The organism is Pseudomonas sp. Tn43 (assembly GCF_014192635.1).
In the GTDB taxonomy this organism is placed as follows: domain Bacteria; phylum Pseudomonadota; class Gammaproteobacteria; order Pseudomonadales; family Pseudomonadaceae; genus Aquipseudomonas.
The window spans coordinates 441576-458508 of the sequence record NZ_JACHYG010000003.1; the positions used below are offsets into that span (position 1 = coordinate 441576).

General features: G+C 58.0%; 16 protein-coding genes. 13 read left to right on the forward strand and 3 right to left on the reverse strand.

Features of this window, described 5'->3' with window-relative positions; genetic code table 11:
* Positions 1-80: 80 nt before the first annotated feature.
* Positions 81-1433 carry an MFS transporter gene (locus FHW68_RS10610; protein ID WP_183680327.1) on the reverse strand — a complete coding sequence of 451 codons (1353 nt, stop codon included), beginning with the start codon at positions 1431-1433 and terminating at the stop codon, positions 81-83.
* Between the two features lie 291 nt (positions 1434-1724).
* Between FHW68_RS10610 and FHW68_RS10615 the strand changes: the two genes are divergently transcribed.
* Positions 1725-4007, forward strand: a complete 2283-nt coding sequence (locus FHW68_RS10615) for a bifunctional diguanylate cyclase/phosphodiesterase (protein WP_183680329.1) — start codon at positions 1725-1727, stop codon at positions 4005-4007.
* Here the strand turns inward: FHW68_RS10615 and FHW68_RS10620 are convergent.
* Positions 3898-4794 carry an NAD(P)-dependent oxidoreductase gene (locus tag FHW68_RS10620; protein WP_183680331.1) on the reverse strand — a complete coding sequence of 299 codons (897 nt, stop codon included), beginning with the start codon at positions 4792-4794 and terminating at the stop codon, positions 3898-3900. The two genes, FHW68_RS10615 and FHW68_RS10620, sit on opposite strands and share 110 nt — an antisense overlap.
* 198 nt (positions 4795-4992) lie before the next feature.
* Here FHW68_RS10620 and FHW68_RS10625 point away from each other — a divergent pair, with 198 nt between their 5' ends.
* Positions 4993-7188 (forward strand): hypothetical protein, encoded by a 2196-nt coding sequence (locus FHW68_RS10625; RefSeq protein ID WP_183680333.1) that lies wholly within the window; start codon positions 4993-4995, stop codon positions 7186-7188.
* A gap of 281 nt (positions 7189-7469) precedes the next feature.
* Here FHW68_RS10625 and FHW68_RS10630 read toward each other — a convergent pair whose 3' ends face one another.
* Positions 7470-7775 (reverse strand): DUF2288 domain-containing protein, encoded by a 306-nt coding sequence (locus FHW68_RS10630; protein WP_095632386.1) that lies wholly within the window; start codon positions 7773-7775, stop codon positions 7470-7472.
* Positions 7776-8127: 352 nt separating this feature from the next.
* Between FHW68_RS10630 and FHW68_RS10635 the strand changes: the two genes are divergently transcribed.
* The 11 genes from FHW68_RS10635 (at position 8128) to FHW68_RS10685 (ending at position 16929) form a co-directional block, all read left to right on the forward strand.
* Positions 8128-9255, forward strand: a complete 1128-nt coding sequence (locus FHW68_RS10635) for a branched-chain amino acid ABC transporter substrate-binding protein (protein ID WP_095632387.1) — start codon at positions 8128-8130, stop codon at positions 9253-9255.
* A gap of 232 nt (positions 9256-9487) precedes the next feature.
* The gene (gene livH, locus FHW68_RS10640) at positions 9488-10411 is read left to right on the forward strand and encodes a high-affinity branched-chain amino acid ABC transporter permease LivH (protein WP_095632388.1); all 924 of its coding nucleotides are present in this window, start codon (positions 9488-9490) and stop codon (positions 10409-10411) included.
* Entirely contained in the window at positions 10408-11664 is a 1257-nt protein-coding gene (locus FHW68_RS10645; protein ID WP_095632389.1) for a high-affinity branched-chain amino acid ABC transporter permease LivM, read from the forward strand. The genes livH and FHW68_RS10645 overlap by 4 nt, the downstream gene beginning before the upstream one ends.
* Entirely contained in the window at positions 11661-12428 is a 768-nt protein-coding gene (livG, locus tag FHW68_RS10650) for a high-affinity branched-chain amino acid ABC transporter ATP-binding protein LivG (RefSeq protein ID WP_060541115.1), read from the forward strand. The genes FHW68_RS10645 and livG overlap by 4 nt, the downstream gene beginning before the upstream one ends.
* Positions 12429-13130 carry an ABC transporter ATP-binding protein gene (locus tag FHW68_RS10655; protein WP_030128348.1) on the forward strand — a complete coding sequence of 234 codons (702 nt, stop codon included), beginning with the start codon at positions 12429-12431 and terminating at the stop codon, positions 13128-13130.
* Positions 13131-13295: 165 nt separating this feature from the next.
* Positions 13296-13700: an antitoxin Xre-like helix-turn-helix domain-containing protein gene (locus FHW68_RS10660; RefSeq protein ID WP_183680335.1), complete on the forward strand. Its 405-nt coding sequence runs from the start codon at positions 13296-13298 to the stop codon at positions 13698-13700.
* Positions 13694-14386 carry an RES family NAD+ phosphorylase gene (locus FHW68_RS10665; RefSeq protein WP_183680337.1) on the forward strand — a complete coding sequence of 231 codons (693 nt, stop codon included), beginning with the start codon at positions 13694-13696 and terminating at the stop codon, positions 14384-14386. The genes FHW68_RS10660 and FHW68_RS10665 overlap by 7 nt, the downstream gene beginning before the upstream one ends.
* Before the next feature lie 117 nt (positions 14387-14503).
* A complete protein-coding gene (locus tag FHW68_RS10670; protein WP_095632391.1) occupies positions 14504-14809 on the forward strand; it encodes a DUF2282 domain-containing protein in 306 nt (101 codons plus the stop codon).
* 25 nt (positions 14810-14834) lie between these two features.
* Positions 14835-15689, forward strand: a complete 855-nt coding sequence (locus FHW68_RS10675; protein WP_095632392.1) for a DUF692 domain-containing protein — start codon at positions 14835-14837, stop codon at positions 15687-15689.
* A complete protein-coding gene (locus FHW68_RS10680) occupies positions 15686-16447 on the forward strand; it encodes a DUF2063 domain-containing protein (RefSeq protein WP_095632393.1) in 762 nt (253 codons plus the stop codon). Before FHW68_RS10675 ends, FHW68_RS10680 begins: the two co-directional genes overlap by 4 nt.
* Entirely contained in the window at positions 16444-16929 is a 486-nt protein-coding gene (locus tag FHW68_RS10685) for a DoxX family protein (protein ID WP_183680339.1), read from the forward strand. The genes FHW68_RS10680 and FHW68_RS10685 overlap by 4 nt, the downstream gene beginning before the upstream one ends.
* Positions 16930-16933 lie beyond the last annotated feature (4 nt).

Sequence of the window (16933 nt, forward strand, 5' to 3'; positions counted from 1 at the left end):
GCAGCCTTCGGCAGCTCCTACAGGGGCGCGCCGATCACGATCGCCCTGTAGGAGCTGCCGAAGGCTGCGATCGTTTGATCTTAAACCGCGGGCGCCGCTGCAATCCCAGGCTCAACCACCGCCACCAACCCCTCTTTCATCCGCTTGGCATCCCTGACAAAACACCGCGAGGCCAAAAACAGAAACACCATGGTAAAGAACAGCGCCACCGGGATCAGGTACATCGCGTCATGCAAACCGACCGCCTTGTACGCCTCGGTCATCTGTTCGGCACCCGCCGAAAGCATCGCACGATGGGCGAAGTGATCGGACAAACCGCCGACCACCACCGGCCCCAATCCGCCGCCCAGCAAATACAGACCGGCGAAGAACAACGCCATGGCCGTAGCGCGCAGGCGCGGTTCGACCACGTCCTGGATCGCCGTGTACACGCAGGTATAGAAGTTGTAGGCAAACAGCCAACCCAGGCTGAATACCGCGACAAATACGCCGATCTCGATGCGTCCGGCGTGCAGCGCCCAAGCGGTGCATACGGTCGAAATGATCAGGCTGAACGCCGCGAACAGCAGCCGACCATTGGCTACGCGCTGGTGAATCTTGTCAGCAATCCAGCCGCCGAGCGTCAGGCCGAACAGCCCGGTTACCCCAACGATCACCCCGGTCGCCACGGCTGCATCCTGCAACGGCATCAGAAAATATCGCTGCAGCATCGGCACCAGAAACGAGTTACAGGCATAAGTCGCGAAGTTGAAACACAGCCCCGCCATGACCAGCCACAGGAAAGTCGGCACCGCCAGCACTCGACGGATCGGCCGGTCCACGCGTTCCTGAGACACTTGCACGTTTTCCGCCGCGCCGCGCTTGGGCTCTTTGATGAAGAACATGAACACCGCCAGGATCAGCCCCGGTACCGCCGCGATAAAGAACGGCGCGCGCCAGCTGTCGAACGCCTTGACCATCCAGCCGATGGTGAAGAACGCCAGCAGCAACCCCAACGGCAACCCCAGCATGAAAATGCCCATGGCCCGAGCCCGACGATGAGCCGGGAACAAATCGCCGATCAGTGAATTGGCGGCGGGTGCGTAACTGGCTTCACCGATGCCGATGCCCATGCGCACGATCAGGAAACTCCAGAAACTGCCCACCAGCCCGTTGACCGCCGTCAGCCCGCTCCAGGTTGCCAGGCCCCAGCCCATCAACTTGCTACGCGAACCGGTATCGGCCAATCGGCCAAGGGGCAAGCCGGCAATGGCGTAAACGATGGTGAATGCGGTGCCGATGATCCCCAGTTGAAAATCACTGAGGCGCCATTCCATGCGGATCGGCTCGATGATGATGGCCGGGATGGTGCGATCGAAGAAGTTAAACAGGTTGGCCAGGAACAGCAGGAACAGAATGCGCCAGGCATTCGCCGCTTGGGTCGAGTTCTGCATGGGTCCGTCTCTTTATTGTTATTGGGGCTTCACTGCCAGCGCATTCGAGCCCGGAACCGTCAATCTAGTCAGGCGCACCCGAACTGTCTGTAATTATTCGTAATGCTGATACCCATCCATGGCAGCCATTGCGAGCCATGAAACAATTTATTTCCAATCGTTCTAAATGCCATTCCAAAAACATTGGTACTAAGGTGCCATCACCGCTTGCGCTCCTTTCAAGGCCTCTATACTGCAAGCATTCGCCAGCGTGCACGGCGCAGGCCAGGGAATTCAGAGACGGGACATGCTATGGAGTGGCTTGGTTTGCATTTCATGACCGGGCTACCGGAGAAGGGGCAGGTCATACTCGATTGCAGCCATAACCCGTTTTTGGTCTTGCTGGCCTATCTAGTGGCTTGCGCGACCGGTTTCGCCACACTGGGCATGACCGAGCGGGTCGGCCAAGTGGAAAAACCCGCCACCCAGCGACTTTGGCGCTGGGTCGGTGCCGGGTGTCTGGCGGTCGGTATTTCGGCCATGCATTTCATCAGCATGCTGGCGTTCCAGGCGCCGATCGAAATCCATTACCACTTGCCCACTATCCTGCTCTCGCTGTTGTTCGTCCTGATCGCCGCATGCCTGGCCATGCATACCCTCAGTCATCCTCAGCTCAATTTCTGGCAATACTTGCAGGCCGCCGTGTGGATCGGCCTGGGCATCGCAACCATGCATTACGTGGGTATGGCCGCTCTGCGATCGAATGCGATGGCTTACTACCAACCTGTTCTGTTCGCGCTCTCCATTGTGATCGCCATCGGTGCCAGCCTGGCGGCGCTGTTGATTTCCAGTCACTTGCGCGATGGCGCCGGCGTGTTTCATCAATTGCTCAAATACACCGCCAGCCTGGTGCTCGGGGCTGGCATCGTAAGCATGCATTTCACCGGCATGGCGGCGTTCAGCCTCGTGCTGCCCGCCGGCAGCCTCGGGCCGCTGCCCGGCGACAACAATCACATGCAACTGGGTCTGACGGTGGCGGTAATGACGCTGCTGATCATCGGCAGCGTCATTACCGCTGCATGGGCCGACAAGAAGCTGCAACACAAAGAGCATGACCTGCAACGGGTCAACGCCCTGCTCAGTCAACTGGATCAGGCACGCCTGTCGCTGCAACAGGTGGCGCATTACGACCCCTTGACCAGCCTGATCAACCGACGAGGCTTCAATCAGATCTTCGCCGAGAAACTCATCCAGAAAACCAATGAAGGCGGCATGCTGGCGGTGATGTTCCTCGACATCGACCATTTCAAGCGGATCAATGACAGCCTCGGCCATGACGCCGGTGACGAATTGCTTAAAGTTCTGGCCGGCCATATCAAGACTGCAGTGCGCAGTCATGAAGACGTGGTTGCGCGCTTCGGCGGCGACGAATTCTGCATCCTCATCACCTTGTATGACCGTGAAGAAGCGCGGCAGATGGCCCAGCGCATCATGCTGAAAATGAAGGAACCCATCGAATTGTCGGGACGGCGCATGGTCATGACCACCAGCATCGGCATCAGCCTGTTTCCCGAAGACGGCAAGACGTGCGAAGAACTGCTGAAAAACGCCGACCTGGCGCTTTACCAGTCCAAGGATGGCGGCCGTAACGCCCTGCATTTTTTCAGTGCGAACCTGAAAACCCGCGCCACCCTGGAGTTACAACTTGAAGAAGAACTGCGGTATGCCCTGCGCGAAAACATCGGCTTGATGCTGTATTACCAACCGATTTATGACCTGAGAATCGGCCAGGTCAGCAAACTTGAAGCGCTGATTCGCTGGCAACATCCGGTTCACGGGTTGCTCACACCGGACCGATTCATCACCATTGCCGAAGCCAACGGCCTGATCGGCGAACTCGACAACTGGGTGCTGCGCAAGGCTTGCGAGGACTTGAGCGAGCTGTCCCATCCCGATTGCGAAGAACTCAAAATTGCAGTGAATTGCTCACCCTTGAACCTGGCGCGAGAAGAACTGGCCGACGAAATCGAACACGCCCTGCACGCCTTCGGGGTAACACCACAGCGCCTTGAACTGGAAGTGACCGAGAATGCGCTGATGGGCAATATCAGCAACACCCTGGTGTTGCTGCGCCAGATTCGCGCCCTCGGGGTCTCGTTGTCGATCGATGACTTCGGCACCGGCTATTCATCCCTGGCCTACCTCAAGCGCCTGCCATTAAACACGTTGAAGATCGACCGCTCGTTCATTCAGGACATCCCCAAGGCTACCCAGGACATGGAAATCGTCCAGGCCATTATCGTCATGGCGCATACCCTGCATTTACAGGTCGTCACCGAAGGCGTCGAAACCCTGGAGCAATACGACTTTCTCGAACGCCATGGCTGCGATTTCGTTCAGGGCTACCTGCTCAGCCGTCCGGTGCCGCTGGCCGAGTTGCGTCCAGTGCTGGCCGAAATCAATCAGCGCAAGCACATGCACACCGTCAATCCTTTGAGTTTGGCTCACGGTACAACTGCACTAGCGTCGACGGATCCTTTTCCAGGTAACCCTGGCCCCCATGGAGGCGCATCAGTTGTGCGGCCAATCCGCTGATCGGTGTGGCCGAACCCTGTTCACGGGAAAATTTCACAGCAGTGTCCAGATCCTTGAGCAGCGTGCGTACGTGCCATTTCACCGGTTCGAAATGGCTGTCGGCCATTTGCGGCGCAAGAATCTGCAGCGGTTTTGAATCGGCGAAACCACCGGCGAGCGCCTCGGCGATCAGCCCGGCGTCGACGCCGGAACGCTCAGCCAGGGCCACCACTTCGGCAATGACCAGGGCATTGCACGCCACGATCATCTGATTGCAGGCCTTGGTCACCTGCCCCGCACCGACAGCGCCCATGTGAGTCACGCGCTGGCCCAGGGTCAGCAACACCGGACGCACGCGCTCAAGGTCTGCCGCCTCGCCACCGACCATGATCGCCAGGCTGCCGGCCTGGGCACCGACCACTCCACCGGAGACCGGCGCATCGAGCCAACTCATGCCGGTTTTACTGGCCAGTGCATTCGCCATTTCCCGCGTCGCCGTGGGTTCCAGGCTGGAAAAATCCACCAGTAACTGGCCGCTTTTCGCCCCCTCGGCAACGCCTGCCGCGCCAAACATCACTTCCTGTACAACAGCGGTGTCGGCCAGACACAGCATCACCACATCAGCGTGTGAGCACAATTGGGCCGGTGTCGCCACTTGCCGCGCGCCGGCCTCGACCAGCGCGGCGCACTTGTCAGGGTTACGGTTCCACACCGTCAGCGGATAACCCGCCGCCAACAGGCGTCGGCACATTGGCAAGCCCATCAAACCGATTCCGGCAAACCCCAGCGCTGGCAACGTTGCCATCATTTAGCCTCCTTTTGATTAAAGATCATCGAATATTGGCCGATCCAGCATGACCAAGGAAAGGATTCCCCCGAGCGATGCACAGGTCCAAGACCCTGACGCTTGGGCCACATTCGCGCTGTACAAAGACGCGAGATCTCATTCCGTGATGACTCGATGACACTTGTCGCCGAGCCGACCAGTCCAGGTATATGGCGCACAATGACTTCTAAAAATAATCCGGCAACCGCGGTATCCGACCTGACCCTGAGCCCCGCGGCGAACAGCCCCTCCTCGTCGAAGCCATTGACCCCGTCGCGTCCGCTGGCGACCCAGCAATACCTGTACTTCACCGAAACCAATACCGACCGCATCCTCGACAACCTCGACGGCCTGCGCGACATGGTATTCCCGCGCCCGCCCCATCTGGAAGGCGACAACGAACAACACAGCGATCAGGAATTCCCGTCGGTGTGCCTGATCGGCCTGGGTCGCTGTGGTTCGAACATCGCGCTGGACGTGGCGGAACTGGTGTACAACGCCCGTAAGTTCTACCTCAACGAATTCAACAACGAAGATCGCCTGTCGCCAGACAAACGCTACGCCGAAAAGGGCTACAGCCCGGCGCAATGGATACGCAACAACCTGCGCCTGGGGTCGAACAAGGCCAGCAAACCGGTGTTTCTGGTCGAGCCGCTGGTGATGCTCGGCGACCTGGACAAGGACATCGCCGGCCGCATCCGTTTCTCGCGCAAGGGCGAAAAAAGCGGCTTTCTGCGCGATTACAGCAAAATGAAGATCATGGATTTGTCGGAAGTCCACGCCGGTGGCGCCGGTAACGCGCCGATCCTCGGCCAGTACCTGGCCAAGATCATCCTGAACAAGGATACCCAGCGGTTCTCCAGCCCTGACTGGAAGATGATTCATTCCTACCTGATCGACAGCTGCGGGATCAAGGCGAACCAGTCGCGCCTGTATTTCTCCATCTTCAGTGCCGGCGGCGGTACCGGTTCGGGCATGGCCTCGGAGTTCGGCCTGGCCCAGCAGCACTCGTACATGAACAAGACGTTCGACACCAAACCGATGGACGAACACGACAGCAAAAGCGGTCATTCCTTCGTCTTCGAGCCGATCTTCACCAGTGGCATTTGCGTGTTGCCGAACATCTCCGATCACCGCAGCGAAATGTCCGAGGCGCTGCACATCAATGCCGGTCGCCTGCTGTGCAAATACCTGTCGGAAGAGTGGGACTTCTCCTACAACTTCGCCAACGAAGACAGCAGCGAAGCCAGCGTCATGGGCCGTATCCGCCCATGGAACGCGATGATGCTGATCTCCAACGACATCATGCGTTATGCCGAAGAAAGCGATGACGGCAACATCCAGAACATTGATGTCAATGCCATGGAAAAGCACGCCAACCAGTACATCTCACAACAGATCTTCAACATTCTGACGGCGCAGGCGGTCACTACCGACTACGACCAGAACTATTTCCGTCGTGCCGGCATCGACATCGGTGAAACCATTCGCCTGGACGCCAACGACCTGTTCATGAGCCTGGCCGGCCCTGTGGCAATTGCCTACGCCGAATCCGTCGTGCCAGAAACCCCGCCGCCGAGCAGCGACAAGTTCAAGGTGTTCGAGAAAGAGCCGCAGCGTCTGAATATCGACGACCTGTTCTTCCGCTCCATCGACCTGCCGCACTTCAACAAGGTCACGCAGGCGATCGAAGGCATCAGCCTGTTGCCGATCGAGTCCAAGCGCTATCGCGCCTCGCTTGAGCAGTACAAGAATTCGGGCTATGACGCCGCCGCGTTGCACGACCTGCACTTCTTCAAGAATTGTTCGTCGGTGGTGTCGATTGTGTCCTTGCCCAAGGACTACAAGCTTTCCTACATGGACCTGAACCGGTTGAAGACCCACCTCAACAGCCTGTTCCCCAACACCACGCTCAAGCGTTACGCGTTGGTAATCGGCGCCTCGGCCAATTTGTCGCTGACCACGCTGATCGCCAAGAGCCCATGCCTGTCGGACGACTTCCTGACCCTGATCGTGGCCTTCATCAAGCGCTGCTTTGCGAAAAACCCCTACCGCTTCGACGAGACGCTGGACAACTCGATCCTGGACTTCATCATCAGTGAAGACTTCGACGAAGACCGTATCGACGAGTTGCTCAACGAATTCGAAAACCCGGCGAAAATCCTCGATACCAACTGGTACGCGATCAAACCGATGTACGAGAAGAAGTACCGCGAGCTGATCAACGACAAGGACAAGTTTGTCTCGATCAATGACATTCGCTTGTCCCGGGATTGCGTGAAGAAGTCGATCAAATATTTGCGTGAGATCTATCGTCACCGGATTGGCAAGACCAAGGTTATTTCGCTGAATAACCATACGGGCAAGACGGCTTAACTCACCTACTGTCGATCGTTCCCACGCTCTGCGTGGGAATGCCTCAATGGACGCTCTGCGTCCGTTTTGGGACGCAGAGCGTCCCGGGCTGCATTCCCACGCGGAGCGTGGGAACGATCACAATTAAGCAGCCCGTCGGCTGCTCAATAAACTGTTCCCGTTACGTTTACGTCACCCTCGCCAAGACCCTTCTGTGGCCTTTCTCTACGGCAACATGCCACCACGCTACGCGGCTACACACTTTTAACCGGCAACGTAGCGCACCAATTAAGTGCAAACGTTCAACTCGTCGCCCTTTCCTGGATCAGAATCCACGGTGAAACGACCACGGCCCACAGCTCGGGATCGCGCTCGAAAATATCCAGCGCCCGCGTTTCAGACAGCTTGGCGACCTTGTCGGCGGCCAGCCAGGCAGCGACTTTCTCGCCTTCATCGGTTGCTACCGCCTCTGCCACCGCGATCAAATCCAGGCCGGAATCGACCCACAATAGGGCACCCTTGGCGAAGAATGGCTCCAACTCTTTCCAGGTAATAGATGCGGTCTCACCAAGCAGCTTGGCATAGAGGGTGCTAGGTTCTTGAATCATGGGTTCGTGTCCGCAAAGAAAAATCGACGTGAATGATAACGTCGGTCATGCGCCAGAAAAACCCGGATGCAATTGCGTTACCGATTGAAAAACGTAGGAAAGCCAAGGAATGCAGCTGAATTCAAGTAGTAGCCAGCTAACATCCCGCCGTGATTCTGTCTTTTTCTTTCAATAAAGCGACACCCTCAGGTTTTGCCCCCCGGCGCTGCCTTCCCAGGCTGACAATCGGCGCTCTACACTGTACCGGTACAGTTGCCGGGGGCATTTTCCGGAGGATATCAACGATATCTGACCCGGTTCTGCTGCTACGGCGCCAGGACTATAAAAACTACAACAGTAAGAGTGGAGCACTATGACTAAGGCTACTAAGCAGATTTCAAAACTGTTTGCCGCTATGGTTCTGGCCGGGGTTGCCAGCCATTCGTTCGCCGCTGACACCATCAAGATCGGCATCGCCGGCCCTAAAACCGGCCCTGTAGCCCAATACGGCGACATGCAGTTCAGTGGCTCGAAAATGGCCATCGAACAAATCAACGCCAAGGGCGGCGTCGACGGCAAGAAGCTCGAAGCCGTTGAATACGACGATGCCTGCGATCCAAAACAAGCGGTTGCCGTTGCGAACAAAGTCGTCAACGACGGCGTCAAGTTCGTGGTGGGTCACCTGTGCTCCAGCTCCACTCAACCGGCGTCCGATATCTACGAAGACGAAGGCGTGATCATGATCACTCCGGCTGCCACCAGCCCGGACATCACCACTCGCGGCTACAAGATGATCTTCCGTACTATCGGCCTGGACAGCGCCCAAGGCCCTGCCGCCGGTAACTACATCGCCGATCACGTCAAACCGAAAATCGTTGCTGTGTTGCACGACAAACAGCAATACGGTGAAGGCATCGCCAGCGCCGTTAAAACCACCCTCGAGAAGAAAGGCGTCAAGGTTGCCGTGTTCGAAGGCATCAACGCCGGCGACAAAGACTTCTCTTCGATGGTCTCCAAGCTCAAGCAAGCCAACGTCGACTTCGTCTACTACGGCGGCTACCACCCAGAGCTGGGTCTGATCCTGCGTCAATCCCAGGAAAAAGGCCTGAAAGCCAAGTTCATGGGTCCGGAAGGCGTGGGTAACGACTCCATTTCGCAGATTGCCAAGGAAGCTTCCGAAGGCCTGCTGGTGACCCTGCCGAAGTCCTTCGACCAGGATCCGGCCAACATCGCCCTGGCTGATGCGTTCAAAGCCAAGAAAGAAGACCCGAGCGGTCCGTTCGTGTTCCCGGCCTACTCGGCTGTGCAAGTCATCGCCGAAGGCATCAAGGCCGCCAAGAGCGAAGACACCACCAAAGTGGCTGAAGCTATCCACAAAGGCACGTTCAAAACCCCGACTGGCGACCTGTCTTTCGACGAGAAGGGCGACCTGAAGGACTTCAAATTCGTGGTTTACCAGTGGCACTTCGGCAAACCTAAAACTGAAGTTTCGCCTCAGTAAGGCCTGGCCTGACTGACTGCCAATAAAGCCCACGGCGTGCCGTGGGCTTTATTTTACGAACGTATTGGGCTGCGCTGGCGTGATCCGCCGGTCTTCCCACCTGAAAATCTCAAAACCGTCATCAGCGGTTCGCTGGCAAACCTCGAATTCGAAGTGGATGCAGATCCACGGGGCTCGAGCGGGAAAATGACTCCACCAGTGAAATGCGTATCAGGTTTTTAGGAGCGCTGTAATGCCTGACATTTATCATTTCTTCCAACAGCTGGTTAACGGTCTGACCGTTGGCAGCACGTATGCCCTGATCGCCATCGGCTATACGATGGTTTACGGCATCATTGGAATGATCAACTTCGCCCACGGCGAGGTGTACATGATCGGCTCTTACGTGGCGTTCATCGCCATCGCCGGGCTGGCCATGCTGGGACTCGACAGTGTCCCGCTGTTGATGACCGCGGCTTTCATCGCGACCATCGTCGTGACCAGTGCCTATGGTTACAGCATCGAACGGATCGCCTACCGCCCGCTACGCGGCAGCAACCGTCTGATCCCGCTGATTTCCGCCATCGGCATGTCGATCTTCCTGCAGAACACGGTTCTGCTGTCGCAAGACTCCAAGGACAAATCCATCTCCAACCTGATCCCCGGCAACTTCGCCATCGGGCCAGGTGGCGCACATGAAGTGCTGATTTCCTACATGCAAATCGTGGTGTTCGTGGTGACGTTGGTCGCCATGCTCGGCCTGACGCTGTTCATCTCCCGTTCTCGCCTGGGCCGCGCCTGCCGCGCCTGTGCCGAAGACATCAAGATGGCCAACCTCTTGGGCATCAACACCAACAACATCATCGCCCTGACCTTCGTCATCGGTGCCGCCCTGGCGGCCATCGCGGCCGTGCTGCTGAGCATGCAATACGGCGTGATCAACCCGAACGCCGGTTTCCTGGTCGGCCTCAAGGCCTTCACCGCCGCAGTATTGGGCGGTATCGGCAGCATTCCCGGCGCGATGCTCGGCGGGCTGGTGCTTGGGGTGGCGGAAGCCTTTGGTGCCGATATCTTCGGCGACCAGTACAAGGACGTCGTGGCGTTCGGTCTGCTGGTTCTGGTGTTGTTGTTCCGGCCAACCGGCCTGCTGGGCCGTCCGGAGGTTGAGAAAGTATGACTAGGAATCTTAAACAGGCGTTGTTCAGCGCCTTGCTGGTGTGGGCGGTTGCCTACCCGGTATTGGGTCTGAAACTGACCATTGTCGGCATCAACCTCGAAGTCCATGGCACTAGCACTTCCACGCTGATCACCATCGCCGTGTGCTCGGTGCTGATGTTCCTGCGGGTGCTGTTCGACCAGCAGATCAGCTCGGCCTGGAAAGCTTCGCCCAACTTGCCGGTGATCCCGGCCAAAGCCAGTAACTTCCTCACCCTGCCGACGACCCAACGCTGGATCATCATCGCGTTGATCATTGGTGCTCTGGTCTGGCCGTTCTTCGGCTCTCGCGGGGCGGTGGACATCGCCACGCTGGTGCTGATCTACGTGATGCTCGGCCTGGGCCTGAACATCGTGGTCGGCCTGGCCGGCTTGCTCGACCTGGGCTACGTCGGTTTCTATGCCGTCGGCGCCTACAGTTATGCGCTGTTGTCGCATTACTACGGCCTGAGCTTCTGGATCTGCCTGCCGATCGCCGGGATGATGGCGGCCACCTTCGGCTTCCTGCTCGGTTTCCCGGTGCTGCGTTTGCGCGGTGACTACCTGGCAATCGTGACGCTTGGTTTCGGTGAAATCATCCGTCTGTTCCTGCGTAACCTGACCGACCTCACCGGCGGCCCGAACGGTATCAGCAACATCGAGAAACCGACGTTCTTCGGCCTGACCTTCGAACGCAAAGCTGCCGAAGGCCTGCAGACGTTCCACGAATACTTCGGCCTGCCGTACAACTCGATCAACAAGGTGATCTTCCTTTACCTGGTGGCGTTGTTCCTGGCGCTGTTCGCGCTGTTCGTCATCAACCGTTTGCTGCGCATGCCTCTGGGCCGTGCCTGGGAAGCGCTGCGTGAAGACGAAATCGCCTGCCGTGCGCTGGGTCTCAATCCTACGGTCATCAAGCTATCGGCCTTTACCCTCGGTGCTGCGTTCGCCGGTTTCGCCGGCAGCTTCTTCGCCGCGCGCCAAGGCCTGGTGACACCGGAGTCCTTCACCTTCATCGAGTCGGCGACCATCCTCGCCATCGTGGTGCTGGGCGGCATGGGCTCGCAACTGGGCGTCGTACTTGCCGCCACAGTGATGATCCTGTTGCCGGAAATGATGCGTGAATTCAGTGAATACCGCATGTTGATGTTCGGCGCCTTGATGGTGCTGATGATGATCTGGCGTCCTCAGGGTCTGCTGCCCATGCAACGTCCTCACATGGAGCTGCGCAAATGAGCCGCGAGATCCTTAAAGTCGAAAATCTGAGCATGCGCTTCGGCGGCTTGCTGGCGGTCAACGGCGTCGCCCTGAGCGTGAAAGAAAAACAGGTGGTGGCACTGATCGGCCCCAACGGCGCCGGCAAGACCACGGTGTTCAACTGCCTGACCGGTTTCTACAAACCGAGCGGCGGCAGCATCCTGCTGGACGGCGAGCCCATTGAGGGCCTGCCCGGCCACAAGATCGCTCTCAAAGGCGTGGTGCGGACTTTCCAGAACGTGCGGCTGTTCAAGGACATGACCGCGGTCGAGAACCTCTTGATTGCCCAGCACCGTCACCTGAATACCAACTTCCTGGCCGGTCTGTTCAAGACGCCGGGCTTTCGCAAAAGCGAACGCGAAGCCATGGAGTTCGCCGAGTACTGGCTGGAAAAGGTTAATCTCAAGGAATTCGCCAACCGTCCGGCCGGCACCCTGGCTTACGGCCAGCAACGTCGTCTGGAAATCGCCCGTTGCATGATGACCCGCCCGCGGATCCTCATGCTCGACGAACCGGCCGCCGGCCTGAACCCGAAGGAAACCGAAGATCTGAAGGCGCTGATCAGTGTGCTGCGTGAAGAGCACAACGTCACCGTACTGCTGATCGAACACGACATGAAACTGGTCATGAGCATTTCCGACCACATCGTCGTGATCAACCAGGGCACGCCCCTGGCCGACGGCACGCCGGAACAGATCCGTGACAATCCTGAAGTGATCAAAGCCTACCTGGGGGAAGCGTAAATGCTGCAGTTCGAAAACGTTTCCACCTTCTACGGCAAGATCCAGGCGCTGCACAGCGTCAACGTCGAAGTTCGCCAGGGCGAGATCGTGACCCTGATCGGCGCCAACGGTGCGGGCAAGTCGACCCTGCTGATGACTCTCTGCGGTTCGCCGCAAGCCCACAGCGGCAGCATCCGCTACATGGGCGAGGAGCTCGTTGGCCAGGACTCGTCGCAGATCATGCGCAAGAGCATCGCCGTGGTCCCGGAAGGTCGTCGGGTGTTTGCCCGCCTGACCGTGGAAGAGAACCTCGCCATGGGGGGATTTTTCACCGACAAGGGCGATTATCAGGAACAGATGGACAAGGTCCTCGGACTTTTCCCACGCCTGAAAGAACGCTTCGCCCAACGCGGCGGCACCATGTCGGGCGGCGAACAGCAAATGCTCGCCATCGGCCGTGCGCTGATGAGCAAGCCCAAGCTGTTGCTGCTCGACGAGCCATCGCTGGGTCTGGCACCGATCATCATCCAGCAGATCTTCGATATTATCGAGCAGCTGCGCAAGGACGGCGTGACGGTGTTTCTGGTGGAGCAAAACGCCAACCAGGCACTGAAAATCGCTGACCGTGCGTACGTTCTGGAAAACGGCCGGGTAGTGATGACTGGCACCGGTGAAGCGCTGCTGACCGACCCGAAAGTGCGCGAAGCGTACCTCGGTGGTTAAGCCATTGCGGTAAACAAAAAACGGCCTTCGCAGGCCGTTTTTTTATGCCTGCTACAACCCCACACAATGAAAATCCCCGTAGGAGCTGCATATTCACAATCCAAGCTTGCCCTACAGATACATTATTCATATATTTGAATCTACAGACCAATACAAGTGATCGCCATGACAGCAACCTCCCAGGCCCAAGCCCTCAGCAAAGACCAGTGCGTGACGGGTTTGCGAGCGGCTGTAGGCATACTCGAAAAGTGGCAAGCGTCGAGCGATCAGGCCTGTCGTATCTTGCGCATTTCCCGCAGTACCTACTCCCGGGCAAAGCAGCGCGATCCCGATTGGTCCGTCAGCCTGGATTCGGACCAGATGCAGCGCATCAGTTTTATTCTCAACATCCATGCCACCCTGCGCCTTGTCTTCGACAACCCTGAAAACGTCTATGGTTTTGCGGCAATGGCGAACGAGAACGAGTTCTTCAACGGGCGTAGCCCCCTCGAAATCATGTCCCAAGGCGATATGATTTCCCTGTACGAGACGTTTCGACGGATCGACATGCTGCGAGGCGCACAATGGTAACGGTGAGCCAGCTGGCCATATTGGCCGGTGAACAGTTACAGGCCTACCGATTGATCAATTCGAAATTTCCGCCCATTGCACTGTTTGACGACGTGGCAAATGCGGACGAATTTGAGGTGCTGTATCAGATCCAGGCCCTCACCAATCCGAGGCTGCAAAATGAAGTCGGCCGGCTTGAGCTGATACCGCGTGCGCAAATTCCCTTCGGCATCCCCGGGTGCTCTTACGCAATCGCTCCTTTCACCCACATCAACCCAGCAGGTTCGCGCTTCAGCGATGGCAGTTTCGGCGTGTTGTACCTGGCGGCTTCGATGGACACCGCACTGGCCGAGGTGCGTCATCATCAGAACCAGTATTGGTCGAAAGTCCAGGGGCTCAATTACGAGAGGTTTGTTTTCCGCGGGTTATCCTGCATTTTCGTTGACGAAGCCATGCGGGACGCCGTGTCCATCGCGATGGACGATCCAATCTACGATCCTGTCGATTACACGCACTCCCATCGCTTGGGAAAGGCCATCAAGGATGCCGGAATCCCTGGTCTGCGGTACAACTCCGTGCGCATGCAAGGGAGCCACTGCTGGGCATTGATGACTCCCAGCCCTCTCTCATCGATCACTCAAACAGCCCACTACGAGATGATCTGGAATGGTCAGATCACCAGCGTCAATAAACTCAGCATTGCCTGACGACCTTATCGGCAAAAAATTTTTTGGGTGGCCTGTAACGCATCGTCCTGTCGTTTCTCTAGAGCAGTAAGCAAGCACAAACGCTTGCCAACCCAAGCTCAATTTCGGAGAAACATCATGACTGCTACCACCCGCACCCTGTCCGCCACCGCCCTGGTGCTGGCCCTCGGTTCTGCCCTGAGCATCGCCGCTGTGTCCACTGCCCATGCCGCTGACGACAACATGGAAAAATGCTTCGGCGTGGCCATGAAAGGCAAGAATGATTGCGCCGCAGGCGCTGGTACTACTTGCGCCGGCACGGCAAAGACCGACTATCAGGCCAATGCCTGGAAATACGTCCCCAAGGGCACCTGCGTCACGACGATGAGCAAAACTTCGCCGACCGGTTTCGGCCAGTTGGAAGCCTACAAAGCCAAGTCGTAATCCACGCCCAGCCTGAGCGTCGACCATGAACCATTCATCTTCAGGGCTCCCGCCCCGCTCCGGGCTGGGGCTCAAGACCGAGCACTTTCGTGAAGTGCTCGGTGCACAACCGGACATTGGCTTCTTCGAAGTCCACGCCGAAAACTACATGGTGGCCGGCGGCCCGTTTCATCATTTTCTGGGGTTGATCCGCGAGCGATATCCGCTGTCGTTGCACGGCGTTGGCCTGTCCATTGGTGCCGAAGGTCCGCTGGATCTTCAGCACCTGCAAAGGCTTGCCGCGCTGATCGAACGCTATCAACCCCAATCCTTTTCCGAACACCTGGCCTGGTCCAGCCATGGCCCGGTGTTTCTCAATGACCTGCTGCCCCTGGCCTACGACGCGCCGACGCTGAACCGCGTCTGCGAGCACATCGATCAGGTGCAGAGCTTCCTCAAACGGCCAATGCTGCTGGAGAACCCGGCGACGTATCTGGCGTTCCAGCGCTCGACCATTGATGAAGCCGACTTCATCAGCGAAGTCATTCGCCGTACCGGCTGCGGCCTGCTGCTGGACGTCAACAACGTCTACGTCTCCTGCATCAATCACCAAAGGGATCCGCTGGCCTACATCGACGCACTGCCGCTGGACGCAGTGGGAGAGATTCATCTGGCCGGGTTTGCCGAAGACACCGACAGCCTCGGCGACCGTCTGCTGATCGACGATCACGGCGCGCCCATCGATAACGCGGTGTGGACGCTCTACCGGCAAGTGCTGGAGCGGGTTGGCCCGATTGCCACGTTGATCGAGCGCGACAACCAATTGCCGGCCTTCAGCGTGCTGCATGCCGAAGCCCGCCAGGCCGATGAATGGCTGCATGGCGCGGGGAGCCGATCATGAGCACTCAAGCTGCGTTTGCCGCCGCCTTGCTCGATCCGCAACAACCCTGCCCTGACGGTTTGCTCAGCGCCAATGGTGCCGATCCGGCCAGCCGTTTCGCGGTGTATCGCAACAATGTGCAGAGCTCGCTGATCAACGCCCTGGCTGACAGTTACCCCGTGGTTTCGCAGTTGGTGGGCGAAGCGTTCTTTCGGGCGATGGCGGGATTGTATGTGCAGCATTGCCCGCCTCAAGGCCCACTTATCAACGATTACGGCAAGGACTTCGCCGAGTTCATTGACAGTTTTGAGCCGGCAGCCAGCGTGCCGTATCTGGCCGATATGGCGCGGCTGGAGCGGTTGCGCGTGCAGGCCTATCACGCCGCCGACGCGCAGCCCCTGAGCCATGCACAAATCGCTGACGCGTTGTCGGACCCGCAGGCGCTGAGCGAACTGACGGTCGTGTTTCATCCCTCCTTGAATCTGTTGACTTCAGCTTTTGCCGTGGTTGCGATCTGGGCCGCGCATCAACAGGACGACGCGACGCTGGCCGGGATTGACATTGACCATGGGCAACATGCGCTGGTGTTGCGCAATGGCCTGGAGGTTGAAGTTTTCGCCATCGACCACGGCGCCAGCACGTTCATTCAGAACCTGCGACTCGGCCAGCCTCTGGCCCAAGCGCTGGAAACAGCACCCGCCTTCGACCTCAGCCAAACCCTGGCGCTGTTGATCAGCCACAACGTCATTACCCATTTACATCACCAGGTATCGCCATGAGCCTTCATCAAAATCCCATCGCCCGCGCCATCGAGTGGCTGGAAAAAATCCCCCACAGCCTGATTGCCTTTATCGCGCGTTTTTCCATTGCCGCGGTGTTCTGGAAGTCCGGACAAACCAAGGTGGAAAGCCTGGCCATCGACTTGGTCGATGGCACGTTTCAACTCGGCGTACCAAGGCTGGCGGACTCGACCATCCCGTTGTTCCAGAGCGAATATCGCCTGCCGCTGCTCTCCCCGGAACTCGCGGCGCACCTGGCAGCCTTCGCCGAGCATTTTTTTCCCGTGCTGATCCTGATCGGCCTCGCCACACGGTTTTCGGCGTTGGCGCTATTGGGTATGACCCTGACCATTCAACTGTTCGTGTACCCCGATGCTTATCCTACCCACGGCACTTGGGCAGCGGTGTTGCTGTACCTGATGGCGACCGGACCGGGCAAGCTGTCGATTGATCATCTGATTGCCAAGCGTTACGCCCACTAACCGC

Bases quoted from the DNA above. Each gene is read 5' to 3' on its own strand.
- FHW68_RS10610 (WP_183680327.1), bottom strand. From the start codon at position 1,433: ATGCAGAACTCGACCCAAGCGGCGAATGCCTGGCGCATTCTGTTCCTG.
- FHW68_RS10615 (WP_183680329.1), top strand. From the start codon at position 1,725: ATGGAGTGGCTTGGTTTGCATTTCATGACCGGGCTACCGGAGAAGGGG.
- FHW68_RS10620 (WP_183680331.1), bottom strand. From the start codon at position 4,794: ATGATGGCAACGTTGCCAGCGCTGGGGTTTGCCGGAATCGGTTTGATG.
- FHW68_RS10625 (WP_183680333.1), top strand. From the start codon at position 4,993: ATGACTTCTAAAAATAATCCGGCAACCGCGGTATCCGACCTGACCCTG.
- FHW68_RS10630 (WP_095632386.1), bottom strand. From the start codon at position 7,775: ATGATTCAAGAACCTAGCACCCTCTATGCCAAGCTGCTTGGTGAGACC.
- FHW68_RS10635 (WP_095632387.1), top strand. From the start codon at position 8,128: ATGACTAAGGCTACTAAGCAGATTTCAAAACTGTTTGCCGCTATGGTT.
- livH (WP_095632388.1), top strand. From the start codon at position 9,488: ATGCCTGACATTTATCATTTCTTCCAACAGCTGGTTAACGGTCTGACC.
- FHW68_RS10645 (WP_095632389.1), top strand. From the start codon at position 10,408: ATGACTAGGAATCTTAAACAGGCGTTGTTCAGCGCCTTGCTGGTGTGG.
- livG (WP_060541115.1), top strand. From the start codon at position 11,661: ATGAGCCGCGAGATCCTTAAAGTCGAAAATCTGAGCATGCGCTTCGGC.
- FHW68_RS10655 (WP_030128348.1), top strand. From the start codon at position 12,429: ATGCTGCAGTTCGAAAACGTTTCCACCTTCTACGGCAAGATCCAGGCG.
- FHW68_RS10660 (WP_183680335.1), top strand. From the start codon at position 13,296: ATGACAGCAACCTCCCAGGCCCAAGCCCTCAGCAAAGACCAGTGCGTG.
- FHW68_RS10665 (WP_183680337.1), top strand. From the start codon at position 13,694: ATGGTAACGGTGAGCCAGCTGGCCATATTGGCCGGTGAACAGTTACAG.
- FHW68_RS10670 (WP_095632391.1), top strand. From the start codon at position 14,504: ATGACTGCTACCACCCGCACCCTGTCCGCCACCGCCCTGGTGCTGGCC.
- FHW68_RS10675 (WP_095632392.1), top strand. From the start codon at position 14,835: ATGAACCATTCATCTTCAGGGCTCCCGCCCCGCTCCGGGCTGGGGCTC.
- FHW68_RS10680 (WP_095632393.1), top strand. From the start codon at position 15,686: ATGAGCACTCAAGCTGCGTTTGCCGCCGCCTTGCTCGATCCGCAACAA.
- FHW68_RS10685 (WP_183680339.1), top strand. From the start codon at position 16,444: ATGAGCCTTCATCAAAATCCCATCGCCCGCGCCATCGAGTGGCTGGAA.